The organism is Paenibacillus sp. FSL R5-0517 (genome assembly GCF_037974355.1).
Classification (GTDB): Bacteria; Bacillota; Bacilli; order Paenibacillales; family Paenibacillaceae; genus Paenibacillus.
Window position 1 is genome coordinate 5,489,534 of sequence record NZ_CP150235.1, and the last position, 24,609, is coordinate 5,514,142.

The window sequence follows — 24,609 nt, forward strand, 5'->3', positions numbered from 1 at the left end:
ACGGCCTCTATCCTCGAAATCAGGATGGAGGCCGTTTATGCTAGAACCATTCCTTCATTAAATTACTCAGTTTCAATGAGGAAGAACTTACTTCACCTTTACCTTAATCGTGTCTGTGCTGGTAACTCCAGCTGCGTTAATTAATTCGGCCCGATACGTATACGTACCCGATGCTTTGCCGGACAGTTTAGTCACAGCACTTTGCGCAAGAGGAGATACCGCACGGAGTTCTTGCGTGTCGATCAACTTATCATTCTCATAGAGACGATACTCGGTAGCATTGGTCCCCCACCATAGGTTCATGGTCACCTTATAATTGCCATCGCCGTCCCAGTTATCCTGAGATAGAACTGCTTTGCCTGGCGCTGCGTTGGTAACCTTAACAGTCAACGTCTGACTCCGCGTTGTTCCCTTGTCGTTAGTGAGCTCAGCCACGTACGTATATGTGCCATTGGCTTTGCCTGTGATTTTCGTCTGAGCAAACTGCGCCCAAGGCGCGTTGTAAGTCAACTTCTGCGTATCAATTAGAACCCCGTCCTCATATAACTTGTAGCTAGTTCCGTTCTCGCCCCACCATAGGTTCATGGAAACGATATACGAACCCTCTGGCAGGCCGTTACCTATCCAGTTATTGTGAGACAATACAGGTGTACCCGGAGCCTTGGTAGCCGGAGTTTCAGGTTCGGTCTCCACAGCTTCCAACTTCAGTACCGTATTGGCTGTACCCGAAAGCCCCTGTTGGTCTTTTACCGTAAGTTCAACGACATACTCACCTGCTTCTATTCCTTCCAAAGGAAGGCTAAAGGTGCCATCAGCTTGTACCTCAAAGCCCCCCTCTTTATAAACCGAACCATCCTCTTTACTCACAACATACGTTGCTTCCAGGGAAGCTGCCGCATCAAAAGCAATGTCCCATCCGCTGGCAAGCGCAGGCGCAACACGGAAGTACAAATCTTCCACGCTACCATTAAGGACAGCAGACTCATCCGCTTTGAACTCCAATGTTTCTGGTGCAGTTACAGCCGGAGCTGTCTTTTTCACCAAAAATGGCGAAGTGTCTTCCTTATAGGTTTTGCCGTCCGTTCCAATAGTAGTGATATCAACGGTGTATAAACCATCCGGAATCTCTGTCACTTCATCGGTTGTGTAATCCGCATATGTGCCATCCCAGGCAAGATTATATCTTGCGTTAGCATTGAAATTATAATAGTTACCGAAGATGGAGCCGATATAACCATCTTGATAATATCCACCTTCCGGATTAAGACCATCAAAAATCTCAATCAGGGCGAATGTCATCGGATTGTAGAATTCCATCGCTACATTAAGCGTATCCAACGTACCATCAGCCTTCAATGGATAGTGGAAAGGATTTTTTTCAGTGCCTTTTACGGTTTCAATATATTTAACTCCACTCAACGTAACGTTGAAATGAGCAACATATGGCACAGTAAATGTATTGGTTCCGTTCGAGAACTCAATGTATCCTTGTGCTTCTGTAGTCGCAGTAACCCCTCGCGGAACGGTAATTGTCACTGCAAGTTCTTCCTCACCATTCAGTGTGAAGGAACTCTTGTCTACCGCAACGGATACACCAGCAACATTACGAGTTGGATTCACATTTACAGTGTAATCCCCTCCACTGCCATTCCGCGCTTCAACTTTAATCGTTTTGGTAATCGTCTTTTCATCCGTGCTCAGGAAATTACCGTAGTTGATGCTTCCGGTGATATTCTCCTTTTCAACAACAGCGCCACTTTCGGTATATTGAGTTACATCAAGCACTTTGACAAAAGCAGCAGGATCAATAGTATTCACTGCTTGAATACGGCCAGCACCTTGATCAAATACATCAAATTGGGTTGTATCCAACACTTTACTATTGTTCATCAGCGCAACTTTGATATCAAATGGCGTCCAGTCCGGATGCTTCTCAATCAACAGTGCAATCAATCCTGCTACATGAGGTGTAGCCATACTTGTACCTGATTTACGGTCATAAGCTTGTGCGTAATCTGCGTCTGGCTCATCCTTGCCGTAGGCAGGAATCGTAGACAGAATGCTTGTACCTGGTGCAACAATATCCGGTTTGATGTCCAGTGTTACCTTGGCAGGTCCGCGTGAACTGGATGAATTCATTTCATCACCCGGCGTTTGGCTGCGTTCAAAATCACTAAAGCTCACTTCAACGGCTTGGCCTGCGTCCAACTCAGCCTTGATAACCTCTCCATCTTCCTTGGACATGCTCAGTGTTGGAATGAGTTCAAAGTTATCGCCCAGACTTACACCGATTGGGCCCGGAATGTTGTTATATACAATAACAGCCACGGCTCCAGCCGCTTTGGCATTGGCGATTTTCTCTACAAATGCGAGTTCACCACGTTGTATTAATGCTACTTTGCCTGTAAAATCCTTACCTTCAAAATCAGTGGGCTTACCCAGTGCTGCAAATTCAAGCTCATATTTCCCAGTCAAAACAGTCTCAGGGTCTGCTGACAGGCTCCATCCCATCACATCCAAACGGTAAACCGACTCTGTAACAGCCATTGGAGCTTCAGTTGGAGCAATTACAGGCTCTTCTTCCACAGGAGCAGCTTCAGGAGAAGCTTCAACTGGTGCAGAAGGTGATGCAGATGGCGTATTTTCTTCAGTTGCAGCCTCTTCTACATTCGAAACTCCAGCTTCGTCAGAAACGACATCCTCCACAGCTGCTGCACTATCTTCAGTAGCAGTTGCGGGTACACCTTGCTCCGAACCTTCAGGCTCTTCTGTTTCAGATGCCGTCCCCAGTTCAGGAGATGATTCAACCTCTGGCACCGGTTGTTGCTCAGGCAGAGTCTCTTCGCCTTCCTCACCAATCCAGAAGTGAGTATCCGCTGTAATAAGCTGGCTAGGGCCCGTGGAGTTACCTACAGTGATGGCCATGGCAGATGCCCCCGGAGAACCGAGTGTATAGCGGTTCGGTCCGTCATTGCCACTGGCAACTACTGCTGTCACACCAGACAGCATCGCATTATTCAGGGCTACCGAGGTAATATAACTTGGATCGTTAGCGGCATTCCCCAAAGAGAGATTAATTATATCCATGCCATCTTCAACGGAACGATCAATTCCGCCGAGCACCCATGAGGTTTGACCACTACCATACGGCCCAAGTACACGGTATGCATAGATATCTGCTTCAGGAGCAACGCCAACAATCCCGTAATCCCCTGCTTCACGAGCAGCAATGGTACCAGCTACGTGCGTACCGTGGGATGTGTAAAAGGCACTTCCCCTTTCGTTAAACTCAGGTTCCCCTGAACTTTTCCATTCCTGATATGTCGCTTCATACGGATCATTGTCGTTACCAACAAAGTCCCATCCGCCTTTGTAAGCTTCCTGCAAATTAGGATGCTCATAGTCAATCCCTGTATCGATGACACCCACTTTGATGCCATTTCCTTTGTAACCCAGATCCCATACTTCAGGTGCACCAATAAAAGGCGCCGTGTCTTTCATGTACGGGTTCACTTCATCGGTCTCAGGCGCTATTGTAACTTCAAGGTCAGGATATACGCTGACCACGCCAGGTATTTGAAGCAATTGTCCCACTTGGTTTCCTTTAAGCTCAATCGCTACACCATTTAGGGCATATGCATACTCTTCCAATACTTCATGTTTGATTTTCTTCTGAGTGAGGCTATGTACAAATGACTGTTGTTGTTGCTCAACTTGAGTCACAGCCTTTGTTTCCATAGAGGAGGTAAAAGATTTTCCGGAGAGGGTTGATTCACCTTGCGCTACTGCAACAGGTTTATTGGAAAGCTCAACGATCACTCGGGTGTTCTCTCCACCCAGCCCTTCCAGGCTTTTATCCAAAAATGGATCTGCGGCAAGTTTGGCTTCCCGTCCTGCAAGAATTTCTCTCCATTGTTTGGCTTCGGCTGTACTCGGTAAGTTTTCAAGCTGAATAAATGAATCTGCGGGAGCGGCTCCAGCCGCGGGGAGAATAATGGAAAAGACCATCAGAACACTTAATAACGTGGATATCAATCGTTTACTCAAGGCTTTGCCCCTCCTTTTAAATGTGAATACCTCACCAAATGATGGGTTCCTGCTGTTTGTGCGTACTGCAATACGCACTCCAATTTCACCACCTATCTGCAAGAAGATTGACCCTTGGTAAATTATTCTATCAAAATACCACATTTTCCTTCTAAATACTTACATAAATGATATAAAAATTACTTATATGGGTCTTGAGTATGATAAAAATATCTACTTGTAATTATTTGTCGTTCGAATATTTTATTTTTAAAATAATGCATTAAAAAAAAGACCAAGCGCCTCTTTGTCAGCAAGAGAATCTTGGTATATGGTAAAGTCATTTAGTGTACAAAGCATAAAATCAATTCGGTTAACATCGATAACTATCACAAAATCAACTTCATTCCGGCTTCACGGCTTCAATACGCAGACGCTTGTAATCTGCATACAAAGCATCACTCTTCCAAAGTTTAGGCACCACGATCTGACTGGTTTCATGGCATATTTGTTGTATCTCATCATGACTGAAACCTTCAAAATAGTCTCCTCCAAAATGAGCCAACCAGCCTACTATACCCTGCTCACCATCTTCCAATCTGGTAGGACGGTCATAGTGATAGGCATGACGTACCAGAAATCCGCCTTGTTCCAAAATATAGCTATATTCTCCGATCGACGGAAAATACCAAGGATTACGTTCAGAAGCACGAATGCCCGTGTTTCGCTCGATAACCTCTTCCAAGGCATTCACGATAGTCTGCACGTTCCCTTTACCACCGAATTCTGCAACAAATCGCCCTCCGGGCTTCAAAGATTTCCATATACTGTCCACCACTAATCTCGGAATTCGCATCCAGTGCAAGGCTGCATTGGAGAAGACGGCATCATACTGTCTATTCGTCTCAAACTGATGACCGTCTCCTTCCACGAACTCAATTCCAGAGAATTTCTCCCTCGCACGGCGAATCATGTCCAGCGATGCATCCATACCAACAACTTCAGCTTCGGCCAGAGAAATTTCGTACGTCAAATCCCCCGTACCGCAACCCAGATCAAGAATGTATTCCCCTTTTTGAGGTTGAAGCCAAGAGATCAGATTTTTGCCATATTCGGAGACAAAAGCCAGTTTGTTGTCATAGTCATCTGCTTGCCATTGATTTATTGATTTCATGGATACCACCGTCGCTTCCGTTATTGATATCCTCATTGTGGCACAGAATTGTTTATTATTTAAATATATAAATTCTATATTGTTTATAGGTATAACCAATAAACAAATTCAGGAGGGATACTCTCCTTGCAGTCGAGACTGCGAAGTGGCGCTAACGAAGCGAATGCTCCGACGAACCTTCGGGGTTCTCTTCTCCTGAACGCAAAAAAACTTCCCGAAGGAAGTTTTCTTTTTTTACGTCCCAGGAGGGATACTCTCCTTCCAGTCGAGACTGCGAAGTGGTGCTAACGAAGCGAATTCTCCGACGAACCATCGGGGTTCTCTTCCCCTGAACGAAAAAAAACTTCCCGAAGGAAGTTTTCTTTTTTTACGTCCCAGGAGGGATTCGAACCCCCGACCGACGCCTTAGAAGGGCGTTGCTCTATCCAGCTGAGCTACTGAGACAAATATGTATTATAAATTTTCGGCGCGGTTCTTATTATACTCTGATTTCTATATTTTTCAATAGTTTTATAAAAAAATTAATAATTATACTTCAATGCGAGTTCCACAGGCATCCTTCGTAATCAAATTCGGAATTTTTGAACAACCTTTCTAAATGTACTTTCGGTATTATTCTCATACTCCATTCCCTTTAAGAATATGATTACTTGAACCAGGTTATATTGAGGAGATGGGGACATTTAGAGCAAGATTAACATAAGACATGTTCAATGTTAGAATTGCTGGGTAATCTTTTGCATACATACATTTCAATGATGCATTTAAGGAGAGAATCGTCATGAGACAACTTTTATCAGCCCTATCCTACTTTAGTATTTTCTTTGCCCCGTTCCTGTTTCCAATCATCGTATGGATTGTTGCCAAGGATGCTTACATTGAGGGACATGCAAAACGCGCCTTATTCTCACATGTATTCCCCTTTCTTGCTGCCATCCCGCTATTTTATTTCTTCGTGACTGCACATAGTTTGGGTTCAGCCGTCGGCTTTGTCGTTCTATTCTTTGTGATCTACGGATTAAGCTTTGTATATAACGTGGTCAAAGGGATTCAAGTGCTGCGTGAGTACGCTTGATCACCTATCCGCCCGGACTGACTTGCATAACAAAACCCCGCTGTTTATTAACAGCGGGGTTTTCCAGTTGCAGCTGTGGTTAGAACAATTCGTTTACTATCGATGTATGGTCGACATGGAACTCCTATTCTGCCATCCATCAATCCAACTTATACAAACGTTCCCGGTTAAGCCTTTCCGATCAGATAACGCTGAAGCGTTGGACCAAGCAAACCAAAGGCAAATAACTCATTTTGAAACTGAGCCTTATCTTCCTCCACCGTCATACCTTCGCTGTTCTCAAAAGCGGTTTCTGTCGCCTCTTCAAATGCGGTGTGCATATTATTGTTATACCAGTCGATCGCTGAATCAGAGTGATTGCGTACAATCCGAACGACTTCCAGTGAATTTCCAGGTTGAGTAGAGGCCACGTATACAAGTAATGACGGATCTCCGGCATTTCCAGGTTGTACTTCCACTTCTGCACAAGATAATCCATCTACCTCGGTTAATCTGCGTATTTTAGCATCTTGAATGGCATACATTGCTCATCGCGCTCCTTTTCTTTTGTGCTTATCATGTCGTTTGTTCAATCTGGTATCGTGTCTCCGGTGTGCCCAATCGGTAAATCTCCCGATACACCTGCTGTAATATCGTTTCATACGCCCGGTTTACGGACTCCTCCGGTGTATCTGGCCATGGGAACACCATGCCAGGAAAGGCCTCTTCCTCCTTTTCCTGCATGAGGCTCAGCAGTCCCAGTAAGTGCTCCGCTTCCTGCGGCGTTGCCTGAATGATCCATTCATACGATGTTACCGACGGATCCGGAATAACGGAGCGGCCCATGACAGACACATAATACTTCATACTGTCCATTGCACGTTCTCTCCTTCACAGGCATGTTTAGGTCGTTGTCCCTAGAACTAGTTTCCGAAGAGGACAGACATTTTATGCCTGCTTTCGGCATATATTTGTTACGACCTCTGACGAAAAAGACAACATTTGCTGGTTGCCCGTAATTAAGCAGCCATACGGATGAATGACTCGACCAAGAAAGGATGAACAAACCATGTGCGGTATTACCGGCTTCATACAGTGGAATCGGGATCTGACCCAGGAATCAGAGCTGCTGGTCCGTATGACGGATAGCTTGTCGAACCGGGGACCCGACGCTTCAGGTACATGGATCTCCAATCCTTGTGCCTTTGGACATCGGCGTCTTAGTGTAATGGACCCCGAGAACGGGGCACAGCCCATGCATGCGTTACAGGGAGATACCTCCTATACCGTCGTGTATAACGGAGAACTATACAATGCACCCGAGTTGAAAAAGGAATTGCTACAGCGGGGGCATCCGTTCCGCACGCAATGTGATACGGAAGTGTTGCTCGCCTCTTATATCGAGTGGGGACCGGCATGCGTTGACCGGTTTAACGGTATTTTCGCTTTTGCCATATGGGACGGGGGACGCGAACAGGTTTTTATGGCACGAGATCGCCTTGGCGTGAAACCTCTGTTCTACAGTAATGCCAAAGACACACTCGTATTCGGCTCAGAGCCCAAAGCTCTGCTCATTCATCCAGATGTAGAAGCCGCGGTTGGCCCGGAAGGGTTGGCCGAAGTGTTTATTGTAGGACCTGCGCGGACACCAGGACACGGTGTATACTCTTCACTGAGTGAACTCAAGCCTGGGCACGCACTGATCTACAACCGAAACGGGATCCGAACCTATGCCTACTGGAAACTGGAAAGCCTGCATCACGAACATAATCTGGAAGAGACAGCAGCCGAAGTGCGAACACTCTTGCAAGATACACTGGAGCGCCAGTTGGCTTCGGATGTCCCAGTATGCTCTCTTTTATCAGGAGGACTGGACTCCAGTGCCTTGTCTGCTTTAGCCGTGGATTATTACAACCGGACCGGGCAAGGCCAAGTCAGTACGTATTCTGTCGATTATGTGGATAACGCCAAGCATTTCCAGGCACATTCCTTTCAGCCAGGTGCAGATGGCCCCTGGATTAAACGAATGGTAGATGAACTCAAGACCGATCATCACTGGATTGAGATTGAGAACGGAGAGCTGGTTCATGCCCTGACACAGGCTATGCTAGTAAGGGATTTGCCGGGCATGGCAGATGTAGACTCCTCGCTCTATCTATTCTGTAAAGAAATCAAAAAAGGGGCCACGGTTGCCATTTCAGGCGAAGCAGCGGATGAAGTGTTTGGCGGTTACCCCTGGTTCCATCGAGAAGATATGCTGAACTCCGGTACGTTCCCGTGGTCTGTAGCACCTGACATGAGAGCAGCGCTATTATCCCCGGATATTCGGGAATGGATTCGGCCACTCGACTATTTGGCAGACCGCTATTCCGATGCAGTGGCTGAAGTGCCTCTTCTGGATGGGGAAACGGGTAAAGATGCACAAATGCGGGTGATGTCCTACCTGAACATTACACGTTTCATGCCTACACTTCTGGATCGCAAAGATCGGATGAGTATGGGGGCAGGATTGGAAGTGCGGGTTCCATACTGTGACCATCGCCTAATTCAATATGTATTCAATATCCCTTGGGAGATGAAAATAACGGGCGGGCGGGAAAAAGGTATTCTGCGCAAAGCACTCGAAGGTGTCCTGCCTGATGATGTGTTATATCGCAAAAAGAGTCCTTACCCGAAAACACATAATCCGCAATATCTGGCCGCGGTTAAACAACAGGTCCTTGACATACTGGACGATCCAACCTCGCCAATTTTGCCTTTGATCGACAAAGCCCAAATTCGCAATTTAGCTTCTTCTGCAGATGCCGCATCCAATCTCCCATGGTTCGGACAATTAATGTCTGGTCCACAACTGTTCGCCTATCTAACGCAGATCAATACCTGGTTGCGGACGTATAAAGTCGCTATTCGTTAACCTATCTTATCTTGCAGCACATTGTTCTAGATCAAGACCAAAAAGGGTGCCCCGACAGCAGTTAGCTGCACGGACACCCTTTATTATGTGAGAGGCTACTTAAGCCTACCCCCAACCTTTCACCCACACTTTACTCTTAAGCCGGAATTTATTGAACTTTAAATTGACGGACAGTCTGTTGCAACTGCTCTGCCATGGACGAGAGATCATTGGCTGCGGAAGCGATCTCCTGCATTGCAGACAACTGTTCCTCTGAAGAAGCACTCACCTCTTCCGTTCCCGCTGCTCCACTTTCCGTCACTTCCATAATGGTTTTCATGGAAATACTAATCTGCTCTACACCTGCTGACATCTGCTCGATTGAAGCAGAGACTTCTTGTGTTTGACCCGCTACATTACCAACTGCTTCCCGAATTTCATTAAATGTAGCACCTGCCTGGTGAACAAGTTCAATTCCCTCTTGCACCTCTGCCGTCACTAAACTCATGGATTGAGCAGCGTTCCGCATCCCTTTCTCCATGGAGGCTACCAAAGGCACAATCTGTTCCGCTGAACGTGCTGATTGTTCAGATAATTTACGAACCTCTGTGGCAACAACCTGGAACCCTCTCCCATGTTCACCAGCTCTAGCGGCCTCAATGGCAGCGTTAAGGGATAAAAGATTGGTCTGGGCTGATATTTCAGAGATGCTCTCCACCATTTTCACAATATCCCGAGAATGTCTGCTCAATTCTTCGATAACTGCCGACAGACCTGAGACCGTATCATGTATGGAATTCATCTGTCCTACAGCGGATTCAACGGACTCACTGCCAGATACCGTCTTCGCTGAAACTTTCGTCGCTTCCTCTGACATATTTAAGGTGTTCACCGTAACCTGCTGAAAACCTGTCGTCAACTCAGTCATCGTCTGGAATCCGTCACTGACCATCCGTACCTGGGTATCCATTCCCGTCGCAATCTCCCCCATCGTGATGGCCACTTGTTCCGTGGCGGTGGATGTCTGCTCCGTACTTGCGGTCAGTTCTTCGGAAGAAGCAGCTACGTGTTCTGCGCTATTCCCAACCTGATGAATAAGTGTACGCAGATTCCCGGACATGATGTTGAAGGCTTGGGCCAGATCACCAATCTCATCCTTGTTACGAACTGTAATAGGTTCACCAGTCAGATCCCCTTCCGCAATGCGACTTGCGGCTTGAGCAACTGCAGCGACAGGCAGGGAGATCAGTCTGCCTATGATGAACGCAACGAGTGTTCCAATGAGAATGGAAGCGACCCCAATAATAGTAATCCAACGAAGAACTTGAGCAATCTGAAGATTGGCATTCACAACGCCAGCATCCATGGAGTCTTGTTGATGTTTCTCCATATTATTGACAATGGCTTCAAACTCACCGATCAGAGCTGGAGCCGTATCCTGCATTAGTCTCGAGATCTCGCTGTTATTCCCCTGTCTTGTCAGTGTCATAATATTCTTGGCAAATTGATGATACTTACTCATCGCTTCATCTGATTGGGTGAGGTAGTCTTTCATGCTCTGACTTGTAACCGTTGATTGTAACTCCTTGCTTAACGCTATGTAGTCTTCATATGCCTTATTGAATTCATCCTCGTTAACCTCATTGTCTTCCATCACAAAATTCCTCAAAGCAATCTGCTGTGTTTTAAGATCTATCGTCATATTTTTGATGAGCAATAGTTTACTTGTTCTATTATTAATTAATTCTGTATACGTTTTCTCAATGGATACAAATTGGGTATACGCTATAACCGTTACAGCCACCAGTAATAACAGTACCGATGAGAAACCCATAAGCAACTTGCGGCTAATTGATATTCTTTTCATGTCTATTCCCCCGAGATTCAAATAACGTGCGCGTTTCCCCGACATCGGTCCCCCTTCCTCAGATTAATAAAGATAAGACTTTAGACCTATAAATAGATACATATACAGATTGTATGTATAAATACTATTTGAAACAGGTCTTTTTTCCTATTTATATTAACCCAAAAAACACAGGATTTGAATCATAAACCCGGAAAATTTTTCAAAAAGAATAGTCAAGACCCTTTTTCATCAAAAATATTAAACAATATGTATCTGAGAATATCAAAAAAAACACACTTTTCAGCGTAGCCTGTTCAAACCCAAGGTCTGATCCCGCCTACACTGAAAAATGCATTTCAGAGTTATGCTAACATATGAAATTCGGATCAAGGAATCAGGACCGGATTACGCTCCAACAGCCCACTACCAAATGTTTCTCTGAAGGGAGAATCCTCCATATGAATGTAGCCGATGTAACAGCCACATTTTTTCATGCGGCAAGGCCGATCCTCGGCCAAAGCTTGCAGACCATCGCGATAGAGATGCCCAATGATCCGGCGATCCTTGTAACACCGCTTCACATGCCCTGACCCTTGTACATAAAATACTTCCGAACCGGCAGCACAACGTTTGCCCAAACTCTCATAGTCCTGCAGATTACCTTCAAAAAGCGGATCGATCCCACGTAAAAACTGAATTTCCTCCGGCGTGTAATACTTGGGCCGATCTTTGAAGGCATTTACCCACATATACACATCATCCGGCAAAGCCTGTCTCATGGACTCAATTGCGGGGAAAGCACTACGGAGTCCGACAGTACCGACACTAAAAGCAAGTCCCATCTGACGCAAGGTCAGACATTGTTTTACAAAAGAAGACTCTTTTGTCTCACGAGGATGATACGTCGCCCAAAAAGCTGCTTTATTCGCATCCAGCTCCCTCGCCCAATCCAGCTTGACGGACAGATTGGTTTGGATCGCAACTTTATCCACATGTGGCATATGTGACAGCTCAACCATAGCTTCCCGATACCAGCGTCGTACCAACGCTTCACCATAAGGATTGAAGAAAATGGAGAAGCGGTGACCTTCGTCTTCCTGAGCCTTAACCCAATTCACAAATTGACGCAATTGTTGTTCATCCACTTCCAGCGTCTCTTTGGAATCGATGGTTTTACTAAAAGGGCAGTATGGACAGTCATAATTGCAGGAAGACAACTTGCCGCGATAATACAAAGTCGCTCTCATGAGAAAACAAACCCTTCCATCTGTTCACGAATTTCGGCGGATATAAGCCAATCTCCAATTGCATCGGAGTAACCCAGTCCTTCTTCTGTCAGACGTAATACACGTTCGCCTTCCTCCAGTTCAACCCGCCCCATATCTTCCGTAAACAACTCGCTAAGCCAAGGATAATCAGCCATCACATCGGTACCGAAGCGCTGTTGGTAGTCAGACAACGTCAATCCCTCCCGATGCAGCAAGGCTTTCAGAATAAAGCGGCGTCTCTGTTCCTCACGACTTAACACGATACCATAATCCGCCACATCGTAGCGTTCAGTCGCCACATAATCGGCAATGATGCTCTGTGTAGCCTTGTAACTCACACCGTACTTGGAAGCATAGTGTACCTCACTCGTATAAGAGCGTGCGCCGCATCCCAGACCAACCATGCCCTCCTCCTGACAGCTATAAGGCAGAAGCACTTTGGAGGACGATTGTTCCTTGGCAAATCTTCGCATCGAATACTGCACATACCCTTTACTTTTTAAAGTCTCACGTGCAGCAATATACAGCTCCATCCGAATGTCAGGTCCCTGACGACGAATATCATCAGGCTTCACGATTGTATTTTCCCGAGTATACAAAGGATAGATAAAGACTTCGCCCGGCTCGTAAGCCAAAACTCTTTCCAGTGAATAGATCCACGATTCGACCGTTTGACCTGGCAGACCATAGATCAGATCCAGATTCAACAATGGGAAATCATAACGGGTAAGCTTCTCAAGCGCCCGTTCGACCTCCTGCGGTTTTTGTGGACGATAGATGGCAGATGCTTCAGCTTCTATGAAACTCTGGATACCCATACTAATACGATCCACACTTCGCTCCTTCATAATAGCCAGCTTGGCTTCCGTAACGGTATCCGGGGACGTTTCCACCGAAATCGATGCTTGCGCAGGGTCCAGCCCCATCACATGTTCAGCAATATCAAACAGACGATTCAACTGAACCTCATTTAATAATGTAGGCGTTCCTCCACCAATCGCGAACCGCGAATACGGTCTTCGAGATGTAATGGGTGCCCACTGTTTCGCCTGACGTTCCAGCGCATCCACATAACGTTCATGCGTATCATCCCGTCGATCCGGCAGGGTGAACAGATTACAGAATCCGCAACGTGCAGCACAGAAGGGAATATGCATATATAAAAAATACGTATCGGTATTTTCTCGTTCCCACATTGGTCCCAGCGGCAGTGGTGGGTCAAGCTCCCGATATGCGGTCTTGTGCGGGTATGAGTACAGATACGAACGATAAGGGAATGCGAGTACTTCACGAAGACCTGTAATCGTTGTATTGGATCCGGACTGATCGGAATCACCTGTTGTCATGGGTTGTGAATGATTGTCCATCGGTCTCCTCCTGTCTCCGGTTGTTATCATCATCATAAGATTAATACGTTAAGAGCAATACGTCCTATACTAAAAATTCACGGTATGGCACCGTCCAGACGACATCATGTGCAAGCCGGTGTCCTTGATACCCGTCTTCACCGTAAGCTGTACCATGATCGGAAAAAGCTAAACAAAAGGCAGGCCGGGAACGTTTCCTCATCGCCTCGAACAATGGCCCAAGTGCCTTATCTACATATCGAAGTGCAGCTCGCTGAGTCTCCACCGAGTCCTCCCTGGCACCTTCCACAAAGTAACGATTGGGGCCATGAATGGCAGACACGTTCAAAAACATAAATATCTTTTCATCCGGCGGCGTCTGTTCAAGCAGCTTTAATGCATGCTGTACCTGATGTTCTGTCGATTTGGGGTTGGTTACCCCAAAGTTCATTCGCCAGTAGCTCTGTTGGAAATAGCCGGGCAATACTTTCGCAAGTGGGTTTTTTTTCGTAAAAAAAATGACGCCGCCAATACAGATGGTACGGTAACCTTCAGCTGCGAACCCGGACACGATATCCGGTGTATCAAACAGCCAGGTATGCGGATGAGTCTTGAGTCCGGTATTCCGGGAATGGAACAATCTTATATGCGATGCCTTATCCGTATTGGCAGGGGTCGGCATAAAACCACCAAAAAAAGCATGGTGTGCCGCATATGTAAAACTGCCTGGAGTATGACGCTTCTCCCACGGACCGGAACCACACAGATTGGGACAATTCGCCTCTTCCAGCTTGGCTACGTCATAGCGTAACGTATCCAGCGTAATCATTAACAGATCATGGGAGCCCACAATGGTGTTCATATCAGGCATGTTGAATAGGCTCCTTTCGCAAAAGTTCCATTTCCCACTCATAGGTTCCAAGACCATGATGCTCAACCCTGTATAACAGATCTCCAAACGGATTCACATCCAGCACATAGGCACGCAGATTCGAATCACTTGTAAGCATCACATCAATCCCGGCTGACCACGAGTTGGGAAAAGCAGACATGGCTGCCTGCGCTGCCGTCCGAACCAGCGACATCCGCTGTTCATCCAGACCAGCTTCAGCAGGCAACATACGTTCATTGCGCAGATGCAGATTGGTTATAGGGGTACGACTTAGTCGCATAATCGCATGGCCTGCCTGTCCACCCGCAACCAGTTGGCGAATATCATAGGCCCGCTGATCAAACGTGGCTTTGGGCATCCACCGTTCAATCTGTGCGCCTTCTGCACATAACCAGTTCATTAACGCAGCAACCTCGCCATTACGGGAATACTTGCGTAAACGTCCTTCATTATAAAAAATTGTCTTGCCCTGCGCCTGTTCCATTCCCATCGTCGTTATGGCGATTTCGTCACCCGTACGTGGGTTAATCTGATACGCGACAACACCTGAGGCACCCGAACCACACGCAAGCTTCACAAATACACGGTTCATACCGGCCGATTGCATCGCTGTACGCAAGTCAGTGTAACTTCGAATCGGCAGTGAAGACTGGAGCGTAGGAGGTACATGAACCCCCTGAGAGTATAGATGCTGCTGACATGTTCTCTTGTCAAACATCAATTGGATGTCAGCAGGATCATTCATGAATCGAACTTCAGGCCATATTTCCCGAGTCTCACGGCCGATTCGATCCAGACATGCTTTCCAGCCGCGGAACCACTGAGCAGGGGCATAGATTCTTCCCCACTCCTGTTCCAACGCAAGTACCTGCTCTGCTGTGAATGCCTCTGCCGCCATTTCTTTTGTTAAGCATGACGTATCATTCATAACTCCAAGGAATAACAATTCACGCTCTACTTCCCAATCCTCACCAGGAGCGTCAATCCGAACGAGGGGCACAGGCAGATTGGAATCTACTATATCAACGATCGTTCCCCCCTGTCTCCAGTTCTGGAGCAATTGGGCATAAGGCAATACAACGGCAGGTTTCATCCCTAATCTATACCTGGCTTCTTGCATCCCTTGCGTTCGTCGGTTATGAGGATTTCCGATCAATAATAATGGCTGCTCCCGATCCAGATCAGGAACATCATCTGATTGATGCAGACTTTCAACTATTTTCGTAAAACCTGACATCCTCTACTCCGTTAATGACGGGTAACGCCAGTCATCCTCATCACTTTGTTGCTGGTCGCTAACGTCTACGGATATACCCGATTGGTTCCAGCGACGGATCATTTCATCGGTCATGTAATGGTAACTTAGATCGAGATGTTTCAGCTGCTTGATCTTGTCACTGGCAAGTAAGGCCTCTGCCCCTTCATCGGACAACGTTCCTTCCGATAGATCCAGTACTTCAAGTTGATCCAGAATAGGTGCTTCCGCTGCTGCTTTCGCAATCTCATCCTGAATTTCACTATCTTTTAGACCCAAGTAAACCAGCTTTGGAAATAATCCTTTTTCTAACAAAGGCAGTATATCTTCAATTGAACCATTGAAGCCATAATTATCGACGCCAATATATAATTCCAGTTTACGCAATTCAGGTAATTTGGCATGGGTGATCGAAGATAACACTTCTTTCGGGAGACCGCCACAGATAATAATCAATTCTTCAAGCTTGGCATGCTGGAGCGGTTCCAGACTAAGGCCGCTACTGCCCTTAATCGAGAATGATGTTAATTCTGGAAAGGCACCCAACAAGGGGGTAAGATTCGTCTGAATAATCCACGACACTTCACATTCTTCGAATCCCATATCCCCGATGAACAGTTTCTTCAATGACGGAAAGCTTGAAGCCGACTGGATGAGTGTGCTCATGAACTCTTGAGGTGAGCTCTCATAAGCCTGTCCCCAATCTCCGATGACCAGACTTTCCAGTGAGCTGGCCTCCGGTTTAGCCGCCAAATCCTTAATTAATTTTTCCATACGAATGCCGTCCTCATAATCATCGTAGGATACAACAAGCTTCACTTCTTGCATGAGCAAATCCCTCCGTTTAAGGTTCATATATGATTCGTTAATTTGAATGTTAACCCATACCACACACAGCTTGCAACTTCTTCCAACTCCAGTCCCAATGAGGTTCCCAATCATGCAATGTTAAGCATTTCTTATGTAGGTACAGGAACATACGTTCTGAAATGAAGTCGCGGAAATAGCCCCCATCATTAGGTATATGGAAGGAGCTTCCCTAACCCCGTTGGACAACTTCAATTCATATAAAAAAAGCGTTAATGGCTGGTGAATCATTCCATCGGAATGCTCCTTTCCTTCCATTAACGCTTTTGATGTTCACATCTGATACGCTAAATCAAAAATTCTCGTTGCGACTCAGCCTTCAAGTCTGGATACGAGTGCTCTCAGCGCATGACCACGGTGGCTAATCGCCTGCTTTTGTTCCAGCGTCAGCTCTGCCATTGTCATCTCGTATTCAGGTACATAGAAGAGAGGGTCATATCCAAAACCACCAGCACCCGCAGCTTCAGCCGTGATCCAGCCTTCCGCAGTGCCTTCCGATTCATATTTATCACCAGTTGTCGGGTCGTACAGGACCAATGCGCAGACGAATCGAGCCGGACTGAGAAGCGGCTGCTCAGTGTCCTCACCGGATTTCAACGATTCCAGCGTCTCCAGCAACTTCGCATTGTTCTGTGCATCCGTTGCTCCTTCGCCTGCATATCTCGCTGAATAAACTCCGGGCTCCCCATCCAACAGATCTACACAAAGTCCAGAATCGTCTGCCAGTACGGGCAAACCAAGCGCGTCGCCTACCGCCTTCGCTTTCTTCCAGGCATTTTCCGCAAACGTTACGCCATCTTCCACCACATCCGGCAGCTCCGGATAGTCAAACATGCTCTTGACCTCTTTGCCAAGCGGTGCGAAAGCATGTGCGAACTCACGGACTTTACCCGCATTGCGGGTAGCAACAATGAGGATTGGGCTGTCCAAACTCATCTTAGGCTTCTCCTAATCCACGCGCGCCAATCTTGAGCGCAATCGGTCCAAGTACTTCTTTTTGACGCTCGATCATCTCTAAAATTCCCTGCTCGCCCAGTTCCAGCATTGCGTTCAGCTCACGGCGATCAAATGGCGCTTCTTCACCTGTTCCCTGGAGCTCGACGTATTTGCCGCCGCCTGTCATTACCAGATTCATATCCACCTTGGCTTTGGAATCTTCATCATAGTTCAGATCCAGTACAGGCTGTTCACCCACAACACCTACACTTACTGCTGCTATGAAATCCGTAATCGGGAATACTTGCAGTTTGTGTTGTTGAGAAATCTTGTTCACAGCGAGTGCCAACGCTACAAACGCACCGGTAATGGACGTTGTGCGTGTGCCTCCGTCGGCTTGAATAACATCGCAGTCTAGCGTAATCGTACGCTCACCAAGCGCCTGCAAATTGACCACTGAACGCAGTGCCCGACCAATCAGACGTTGGATTTCCATGGTGCGTCCAGTCAATTTGCCGCGATTGGCTTCACGTTGGTTACGAGTATGTGTTGCACGTGGCAGCATGGAATATTCAGCCGTTACCCAGCCTTTCCCTTGCCCTTTCATAAAGGGAGGAACACGTTCCTCCACTGTAGCTGTACAGATCACCTTTGTATCTCCAACTTCAATCAGTACAGAGCCCTCGGCGTATTTATTCGTGTTCACTGTTAAATTCAGCGGGCGCAGCTGTTCGCTGTTTCGTCCGTTTGATCTCATTTTTTCTGCCTCCTACGACTTAAGCATCCTGTAATGTTGAGCTTGTTAACAATTTTACGAATCCCTTATATTTTACCAAAGAGTTCAATTAAAAGCATCCTTATGCATTCTGCGTTCATTAAATCGGAATTTCGTTGATATATTCAGGCTTGGAAACAGGCGTACTGTAATCCCGGTTATCATCACCCATGACCGTTTTTTGGCCGTTCCATTCGATCTGCACTTTGGCATCCTTGCCGGCTGTATTCTCCGCAGTGGTTAATACAACAGACTGTAACAGTTCGCTAGGTACGATATCCCCTTCGGCAAACATATCATCTTTCAAGGCAACTGTTACTGTGCCATCCTCGGCCGTTTTGACCGATTGCAGCTCTGTTCCGCCTGTCATGACTTCTTCCAGTTCGCCGCCTTTGTCAGGTCCCTTGATCAGCTCATTCAATGCTGCCTGCACCCGATCTTCGCCAGGGGTAACGAGACGTGTAACTGGAACATAATATTGGATGCCTGCTGGTGAAGCTGCTGAGAAATAGACCGTGACCGGACTGCTGTTCGCCACCAAAGTATCACCCAGATCCAGATTGATTCCCACAGCCCGATTCAGCGGTTCAGGCAACGGCGTACTGTTTACCGGCATTTGTGTTAACTTTTTGCCATCCACCCAGATCTGCACATTCTCCACATCTGGTGTTCCCGTCAATGTCCAGGTAACAGCTTCTAGCATTTTCCGTTCTTCCTTCGCATCATACTTGGCAAAATTACCCGAGAACTCCACGACTGCCAGCTTGTCATCCGCGTGAATCGTTACATTCTGTACAACCGTTCCCTGCGGGAGCACGCCCTGGAATCCTTCTGGCAACATACCCGCGTAGGCCCCGCCTGTGACAAGTGTATCCAGTGCTGTCTTGGGACTGCTGGCATCTGTTCCAGAAGGAAGAGTCAGGGATACCGGAGCGAGCAGTCCCTGCTGGTCTTGCAGATATACTGTCGTTAACGGGAGCGTTGCGAGTGCCCCATTCCCTTCGGCTGCCTGAATCATGGCTGCTTCCTGAATGGGCGGTGGCGGATCAACAGCTTCGGAAGACTGGGCTCCAAACATGCCACAACCTGACAACACCATAGGAATGCTCAGCAGCGCAGCTGCCGATACCGTACGCAAAGATTGGATCTTTCTCATGATCACGTTCCCCCTCATCATTTTTACAGTTTGTACTACCATGTATACGAGCCTTTGTCCAAAAAATAACTAAAAGATAAAAGCTTCGCTGAAAAGTTATACGTTCGATGATCTTAAAGAAACGTAAAACCGGTTAATACGTATTAGGAAGCAAGAGTAGGGACATTGCTAACTTCAGAGGAGGAATCGCCCATGGAACATCCTGAGCAAGAAAAAATCCCTTACAGCCTGAATAGCCGCAAGGTCGCGGAGGCAACTAGGGAATGGCTGCATAAGCGGGGCGTCACGATCCCTGAGATCGCAGAACTGGTCATGTTATTGCAGAAAAAATATTATCCTGGTCTTACGATGGAAGAGTGTATCGAAAATGTGGAGATGGTTCTCCGCAAACGTGAGGTACAGAACGCCGTCCTGACCGGGATTCAGCTTGATATTCTGGCGGAACAGGGGCAGCTCATATCTCCTTTGCAGGAGATGATTGAGAATGACGAAGGGCTGTATGGCGTGGATGAGATTTTGGCATTCTCCATCGTCAATGTATATGGCAGTATCGGATTTACGAATTATGGCTATGTGGACAAGCTGAAGCCAGGGGTGCTCGAACGACTGAATGACAAGAGCCTGGGTCCTGTCCACACCTTTTTCGATGATATTGTCGGTGCAATTGCATCGGCAGCGAGCAGTCGGATCGCCCATCGCAAACAATCCGAGCTTGAAGAAGCACTGGGAGAAAAACCGGTCAGCGATGACACGGTATAACACGTAACTCGTTTCGTACTTGAAATCAAGTGAAAGATTGGACATGTATGTAGATGCTTAGTGCAATAACTGTTTGAAGAAATAACTGTTCATGGAAAAAGCGGCCTGATGGCCGCTTCTTTTGCATGTGTACCATAATTTTTGGATGATCCACATGTTATTATTTGAGATGTTTAGGTCGTACCGTTCCCGCCAGACCATAACCTTCAACCCACTTCTGCTCGGCAGCTGGCTCAGCGGATGTCCATTTCGGTCCAATCGTGATCTCCGGGCCCTTGCGTTCTCGCAACATGCCACGTAATACGGTGATACCAAGTATACTGAGTCCGGTAAATACATACATCATTCGCATGATAATGTTGCCAGAATCTGATCCTGTTACCATGCCGTGAACCAGCAGACCAATGAACACGGGGTAGGACAGCATGTGGAACAAGAACCACCATTTGCGGCCCAATTTGCTCCGCAGGTCACTGGATAACAGGACGATCACTAATCCGTAGAAGGATAACGTTCCCAGACCACTGCCAATCGGATGCACGGAGGCGGTAAAAGGAATCAGAAGTTCTCCCCAGCTAAATGGGCTGTAATGATCAATATATAACGTTAACGCATGCACGAGTCCAAGTCCGAAGGCGAGCCAGGTCGTTCGAGTATGCCATTTGAACATGGCTGCTTTTGGTTTGCCCTTGGCCATAGGCATCCCTTGAGCAATGCCCAGAAATACACCGGCAAAGAGCAGCACATAAGCAGCAATTCCACTAATTCGAATGATATTCCACGTCGGCAGGTAATCTACAATCCATTGTGCCATAACCGGCTCCCCCATATCTGTTAGACTTGTCCTCGTTTAAATCAGACTGAAGCGATGATCCGGATCAAAACCGGGCCAGTGCTCAGCGAGCGTATCCGTATTTCCTCTAAAATAAGTGCTTCCCTCCTGTGTTATCCACAGGACGTCATGACGATCATAGTGTCGGTTTAACCAGCCCACCGCCTCGGCACTCCCCAGAATGCAGACCGTCTTGGCAATAATCTCGCATTGCGACGCATGCTGTCCCAAAACGGTACACTGTAGCACATCCGTATCCGCCGGTTCCATTGTCCGGGGGTCAATGAGATGATGCGCAAGGCTTCCGTCTGAATTTTGCCATTGCCTATGCGAGATACCCGAAGTGGCAACAGCTCCTCGCTGTAAACGAATCGTACCTGACACATCCCCCTGTTCTTGCAAAGGATCTGTTACTTTCAAGGTCCACTGGGGATAGTCCGGTGTACCCCATACTTGAATATCTCCACCCGCGTTAATTAAACCCGCCGGGATATGCAATGTTCGCTGCAACCAGTCCGCAATGCGCTCCACTGCCCATCCCTTAACAATTCCTCCCAGATCCAACTCAGCTCCAGGGTCCAGATGAACCATCCGGCTACCTTCCCGCTGAATCCATCCCGGACGACTGTGGTCATGACGATCTTCCATCATTCCTGAACTTTCAGGTGTTCTCGTTCGCAAAATGCGTTCAAGCAGCGGGCGCTGCAGTTGTCGTTGTTGCACTTTCTCGAAGCTTAGATCATATCCAGAAGCCTGAAGAGCCTGCGAGATACCCGGTTGGAAAATCCCTTCAGTCAGTCCAATATACCCATAGGCCAGACTCAAAACTTCATCCATCGCAGCGGAAATGGGCATCCATCCGTTTGCATGATTCAGACGATTCAGTTCACTATCTGCGACAAACCGGCTAAAGCGCTGCTCTTGCGTCTCAAACCAATTCTTCACTAAGTTTGCTGCATGTTCAACTTGTTCCTTCCCAGCAGACAGCTGTACTTCAACATCCGTGTTCATCGCACGGAATTGAAACCGGAGCGGACGAGCAACTTGCACTGTGCGGCTCATGATGCACCTGTGCGTGACTGATAGTTGCCACTGCTATATCCGGAATCTGAATCCTGATTATGTTGGCTCGGACGTTCAGAATCTGAGTACCTTCTCTCGTTATTCATGCTCTGATCAGGCCCAGCAGATTGTGTGTTATCGGTTGTTCCATTATATTGACTATCATCATTATCATTGTCCTGTGTATTCCAGTTGTTGCTGTCCGTTGTGCTGTTGAACCATTCATCCATCACATCATCCCGCGTATCCACCTGGCTTGAAGCAGTAACGCTTGTGTCTGTACCATTCGCTGCGTAGGCTACATCAAAGGCATCCGAAGTTCTTACATATTGAAAGAGTGCAGCCACAGTCAACGTTGCTGCCGCTGAAGCTTGCCATTTTCTCCATTGATTTCGTTTTTTTCTGGTCATCGCTCATCCCTGCTTTCTTTAGGGTGTGTCTCATAATCTGCTTCCTTCGGAGTTCTAAGACACGCCCTAGCGAAGTTCATAGTTGTATGATAGACGCGGTGGCTTAAAAATAGATGAATGAACTGTTAAGACAGGCTAAAAAGACCCCGAACAGGTGAGTTTCCTGTCCCGAGCCTCTATATAAGATCGAATTATCATTTTCTTAACGATATCATCATTCCGTATAGATTTGAAAATAGAGCGTACCATCCGATTGCTGCACTTGCTTCACTACTTCACGTCGAATTAACTCCTGCAAATGAGCCAACGTCTCACTCATGGCAAACCGCAGTTGATGGGTACCAAGCCGATTGCCAAACATGTATAGACAGATGTCATACGCATTCGCGGGTGACTCCTGCATTCGATCCGCCAGCTTCTGAAGTCGTTCCTCATGGTGTTCGAGCAGTTGAACGGTCCGTTCGTTGAATGTGGAAAATGGATTCCGATGCCCCGGATATGCCTGCTTGACGTTCAGCTCTCCGAGACGTTGCAATCCTTCCATATAAGACAATAATGGCTGAGGGTCACTGCCGGGTTGCAGACTGATATTCGGTGAAATCTGTGGCAAAACTGCATCTCCGCACAGAATCTCCATGGACTCTGGCGCATAAAAGGATAAATGGCCTGGGGCATGTCCCCCCGTCTCGACAGCAACCCAACGTCGCCCGCCCATATCGAGCCACTCGCCATCTTCAACAGGTATGACATTCGGAAGGGGCGTGATCTGCGAAGTAAATGTCTTCATATGTTCATATATCTGTTCAGTCTTGTCTACCGGCATACCATGACGACTATAGTAATCAGGTAATATTGTATTAATGTGTGAATCAGATCCCCACATATAATCGGCTTCTTCGCGTGAGCGTGTGGACATTCGGACGGGTGCCCCCGTCATCTGTTGCATCCAACCCGACAACCCAAGATGATCGGGGTGATGGTGGGTCAGTACAATTTGACGAATATCGCCAAAGGTCAGACCGAGATCTGCCAGCGCTTCACTCCACTCCTGTTCTGTTTCCGAATTACGCGGTCCGGGATCTATAATGGTTATCTTTCCATCCGGTTCTGATAACACATAACTGTTCACCCATCGCAAGGGAAAAGACATGCTGATCTTGACCCGGTATATGCCCTCTGTCATGGACATCTCTTCTGTTCGCTTCATATGATCCCCCTTCCTCACGATCTCCGTTCACTCCACAGGACGACGCCCCACAAAAATCATGCGTGGAGAAGTCTGCTCGTCATATTTCTCTTCATCATAGCCGCCGTGAACCTGATCTACCCGGAGCCCAGCTGCACTTAACATCTGACTCAGTTGATCACGTGTGTACAACTTTACACGCTCCTGATATACTCGCAGTTCATGTCCGGATGTGGTGTCGGTAATACGAATTTCCTTTTGCACAAATCCATCTTCAATCTTGCGGAATTCCTCAATTCGCTGCCCTTCATCCTCTCGGACGGAGTGCGGCACCAGATGACGAGTCACATACGCCGTATTCATAAAATCAATAATATAGCTGCCACCCGGCCGAAGCATGCGATGAATGGCTCGTAATACTTTCAGTTGTTCTCCGTCCTCCAGGAAATAACCAAACGATGTGAACAGATTAACTACGGCGTCGAAACCACCTTTCAGCGGCAGTTCACGCATATCCGCATGACACCACGATACTCGGTGTTCGGTATCTGTTAGGCGCGCTTCGCGTAAAAGCACATCGGACAGATCAACTCCGGTCACTCGCAATCCTGCATCAGCAAGTGCCAGGGAGTGTCGCCCCATACCGCAGCATAGATCCAATACTTCAGCATTAGGCTTAAGCTTCAACCAATTGATCATTTTATGTACTTCATGATAGGCACCGTGCACATCCCGGTGCTTGTATACGAGAAGATAATCTTCTCCAAAACTCTTTTCATACCATTCCGTCATTCAATCTCGCCCTCCACCTGGTCCTTGGCCCTCTATCTGTAGTGCGCTTTGTACAGGCCTGGTCATTTCCCCTAGCT

The 24,609-nt window shown here is 47.2% G+C and carries 21 protein-coding genes and 1 tRNA gene; 3 read left to right on the forward strand and 19 right to left on the reverse strand.

The window, feature by feature from the left end; genetic code table 11:
- Positions 1-87: 87 nt before the first annotated feature.
- The 3 genes from MKX40_RS24525 to MKX40_RS24535 form a co-directional block, all read right to left on the reverse strand.
- Entirely contained in the window at positions 88-4,047 is a 3,960-nt protein-coding gene (locus MKX40_RS24525; RefSeq protein ID WP_339237128.1) for a S8 family serine peptidase, read from the reverse strand.
- 382 nt (positions 4,048-4,429) lie between these two features.
- Entirely contained in the window at positions 4,430-5,200 is a 771-nt protein-coding gene (locus MKX40_RS24530) for a class I SAM-dependent methyltransferase (RefSeq protein WP_339237130.1), read from the reverse strand.
- 370 nt (positions 5,201-5,570) lie between these two features.
- Positions 5,571-5,644, reverse strand: a tRNA-Arg gene (locus tag MKX40_RS24535).
- Between the two features lie 337 nt (positions 5,645-5,981).
- On the opposite strand from MKX40_RS24535, the gene MKX40_RS24540 reads away from it, so the two are divergent.
- Complete coding sequence (locus MKX40_RS24540) at positions 5,982-6,275, forward strand: DUF4870 domain-containing protein (RefSeq protein WP_253440343.1); 294 nt, start codon at positions 5,982-5,984, stop codon at positions 6,273-6,275.
- Positions 6,276-6,442: 167 nt separating this feature from the next.
- On the opposite strand, the gene MKX40_RS24545 is transcribed toward MKX40_RS24540, so the two are convergent.
- Together MKX40_RS24545 and MKX40_RS24550 are read right to left on the reverse strand one after the other, a co-directional pair.
- Entirely contained in the window at positions 6,443-6,799 is a 357-nt protein-coding gene (locus tag MKX40_RS24545) for a hypothetical protein (RefSeq protein WP_339237134.1), read from the reverse strand.
- A gap of 31 nt (positions 6,800-6,830) precedes the next feature.
- The gene (locus MKX40_RS24550) at positions 6,831-7,130 is read right to left on the reverse strand and encodes a hypothetical protein (protein WP_339237137.1); all 300 of its coding nucleotides are present in this window, start codon (positions 7,128-7,130) and stop codon (positions 6,831-6,833) included.
- A gap of 193 nt (positions 7,131-7,323) precedes the next feature.
- Between MKX40_RS24550 and asnB the strand changes: the two genes are divergently transcribed.
- Positions 7,324-9,168: an asparagine synthase (glutamine-hydrolyzing) gene (asnB, locus tag MKX40_RS24555; RefSeq protein WP_339237139.1), complete on the forward strand. Its 1,845-nt coding sequence runs from the start codon at positions 7,324-7,326 to the stop codon at positions 9,166-9,168.
- A 148-nt stretch (positions 9,169-9,316) separates the two neighbouring features.
- Here the strand turns inward: asnB and MKX40_RS24560 are convergent, their stop codons facing one another.
- The 9 genes from MKX40_RS24560 to MKX40_RS24600 form a co-directional block, all read right to left on the reverse strand.
- Positions 9,317-11,014 (reverse strand): methyl-accepting chemotaxis protein, encoded by a 1,698-nt coding sequence (locus MKX40_RS24560; protein WP_339237141.1) that lies wholly within the window; start codon positions 11,012-11,014, stop codon positions 9,317-9,319.
- A gap of 368 nt (positions 11,015-11,382) precedes the next feature.
- Positions 11,383-12,243, reverse strand: coding sequence for an STM4011 family radical SAM protein (locus MKX40_RS24565; protein ID WP_339237144.1), 861 nt, complete (start codon positions 12,241-12,243; stop codon positions 11,383-11,385).
- On the reverse strand, positions 12,240-13,610 hold the full coding sequence (locus MKX40_RS24570; protein WP_339243192.1) for an STM4012 family radical SAM protein: 1,371 nt from the start codon (positions 13,608-13,610) through the stop codon (positions 12,240-12,242). The genes MKX40_RS24565 and MKX40_RS24570 overlap by 4 nt, the downstream gene beginning before the upstream one ends.
- 85 nt (positions 13,611-13,695) lie before the next feature.
- Positions 13,696-14,481, reverse strand: coding sequence for an STM4013/SEN3800 family hydrolase (locus tag MKX40_RS24575; protein WP_339237147.1), 786 nt, complete (start codon positions 14,479-14,481; stop codon positions 13,696-13,698).
- Complete coding sequence (locus MKX40_RS24580) at positions 14,474-15,739, reverse strand: STM4014 family protein (protein ID WP_339237150.1); 1,266 nt, start codon at positions 15,737-15,739, stop codon at positions 14,474-14,476. Before MKX40_RS24580 ends, MKX40_RS24575 begins: the two co-directional genes overlap by 8 nt.
- 3 nt (positions 15,740-15,742) lie before the next feature.
- The gene (locus MKX40_RS24585; protein ID WP_339237153.1) at positions 15,743-16,585 is read right to left on the reverse strand and encodes an STM4015 family protein; all 843 of its coding nucleotides are present in this window, start codon (positions 16,583-16,585) and stop codon (positions 15,743-15,745) included.
- Between the two features lie 351 nt (positions 16,586-16,936).
- Positions 16,937-17,560 carry an XTP/dITP diphosphatase gene (locus tag MKX40_RS24590; RefSeq protein WP_091011846.1) on the reverse strand — a complete coding sequence of 208 codons (624 nt, stop codon included), beginning with the start codon at positions 17,558-17,560 and terminating at the stop codon, positions 16,937-16,939.
- Between the two features lies 1 nt (position 17,561).
- On the reverse strand, positions 17,562-18,317 hold the full coding sequence (gene rph, locus MKX40_RS24595) for a ribonuclease PH (protein WP_253440370.1): 756 nt from the start codon (positions 18,315-18,317) through the stop codon (positions 17,562-17,564).
- A 118-nt stretch (positions 18,318-18,435) separates the two neighbouring features.
- Positions 18,436-19,491, reverse strand: coding sequence for a GerMN domain-containing protein (locus MKX40_RS24600; protein WP_339237159.1), 1,056 nt, complete (start codon positions 19,489-19,491; stop codon positions 18,436-18,438).
- Between the two features lie 192 nt (positions 19,492-19,683).
- Here MKX40_RS24600 and MKX40_RS24605 point away from each other — a divergent pair, with 192 nt between their 5' ends.
- Complete coding sequence (locus MKX40_RS24605) at positions 19,684-20,250, forward strand: phosphatidylglycerophosphatase A (RefSeq protein ID WP_105601152.1); 567 nt, start codon at positions 19,684-19,686, stop codon at positions 20,248-20,250.
- A gap of 160 nt (positions 20,251-20,410) precedes the next feature.
- On the opposite strand, the gene MKX40_RS24610 is transcribed toward MKX40_RS24605, so the two are convergent.
- The 5 genes from MKX40_RS24610 to MKX40_RS24630 form a co-directional block, all read right to left on the reverse strand.
- Entirely contained in the window at positions 20,411-21,064 is a 654-nt protein-coding gene (locus MKX40_RS24610; RefSeq protein ID WP_339237176.1) for a ferric reductase-like transmembrane domain-containing protein, read from the reverse strand.
- A 36-nt stretch (positions 21,065-21,100) separates the two neighbouring features.
- Entirely contained in the window at positions 21,101-22,144 is a 1,044-nt protein-coding gene (locus MKX40_RS24615; protein WP_339237179.1) for an FAD:protein FMN transferase, read from the reverse strand.
- Entirely contained in the window at positions 22,141-22,554 is a 414-nt protein-coding gene (locus MKX40_RS24620) for a hypothetical protein (RefSeq protein ID WP_339237181.1), read from the reverse strand. Before MKX40_RS24620 ends, MKX40_RS24615 begins: the two co-directional genes overlap by 4 nt.
- A gap of 214 nt (positions 22,555-22,768) precedes the next feature.
- Positions 22,769-23,761: an MBL fold metallo-hydrolase gene (locus tag MKX40_RS24625; RefSeq protein WP_339237183.1), complete on the reverse strand. Its 993-nt coding sequence runs from the start codon at positions 23,759-23,761 to the stop codon at positions 22,769-22,771.
- A gap of 27 nt (positions 23,762-23,788) precedes the next feature.
- A complete protein-coding gene (locus tag MKX40_RS24630) occupies positions 23,789-24,532 on the reverse strand; it encodes a methyltransferase domain-containing protein (protein ID WP_339237185.1) in 744 nt (247 codons plus the stop codon).
- Positions 24,533-24,609 lie beyond the last annotated feature (77 nt).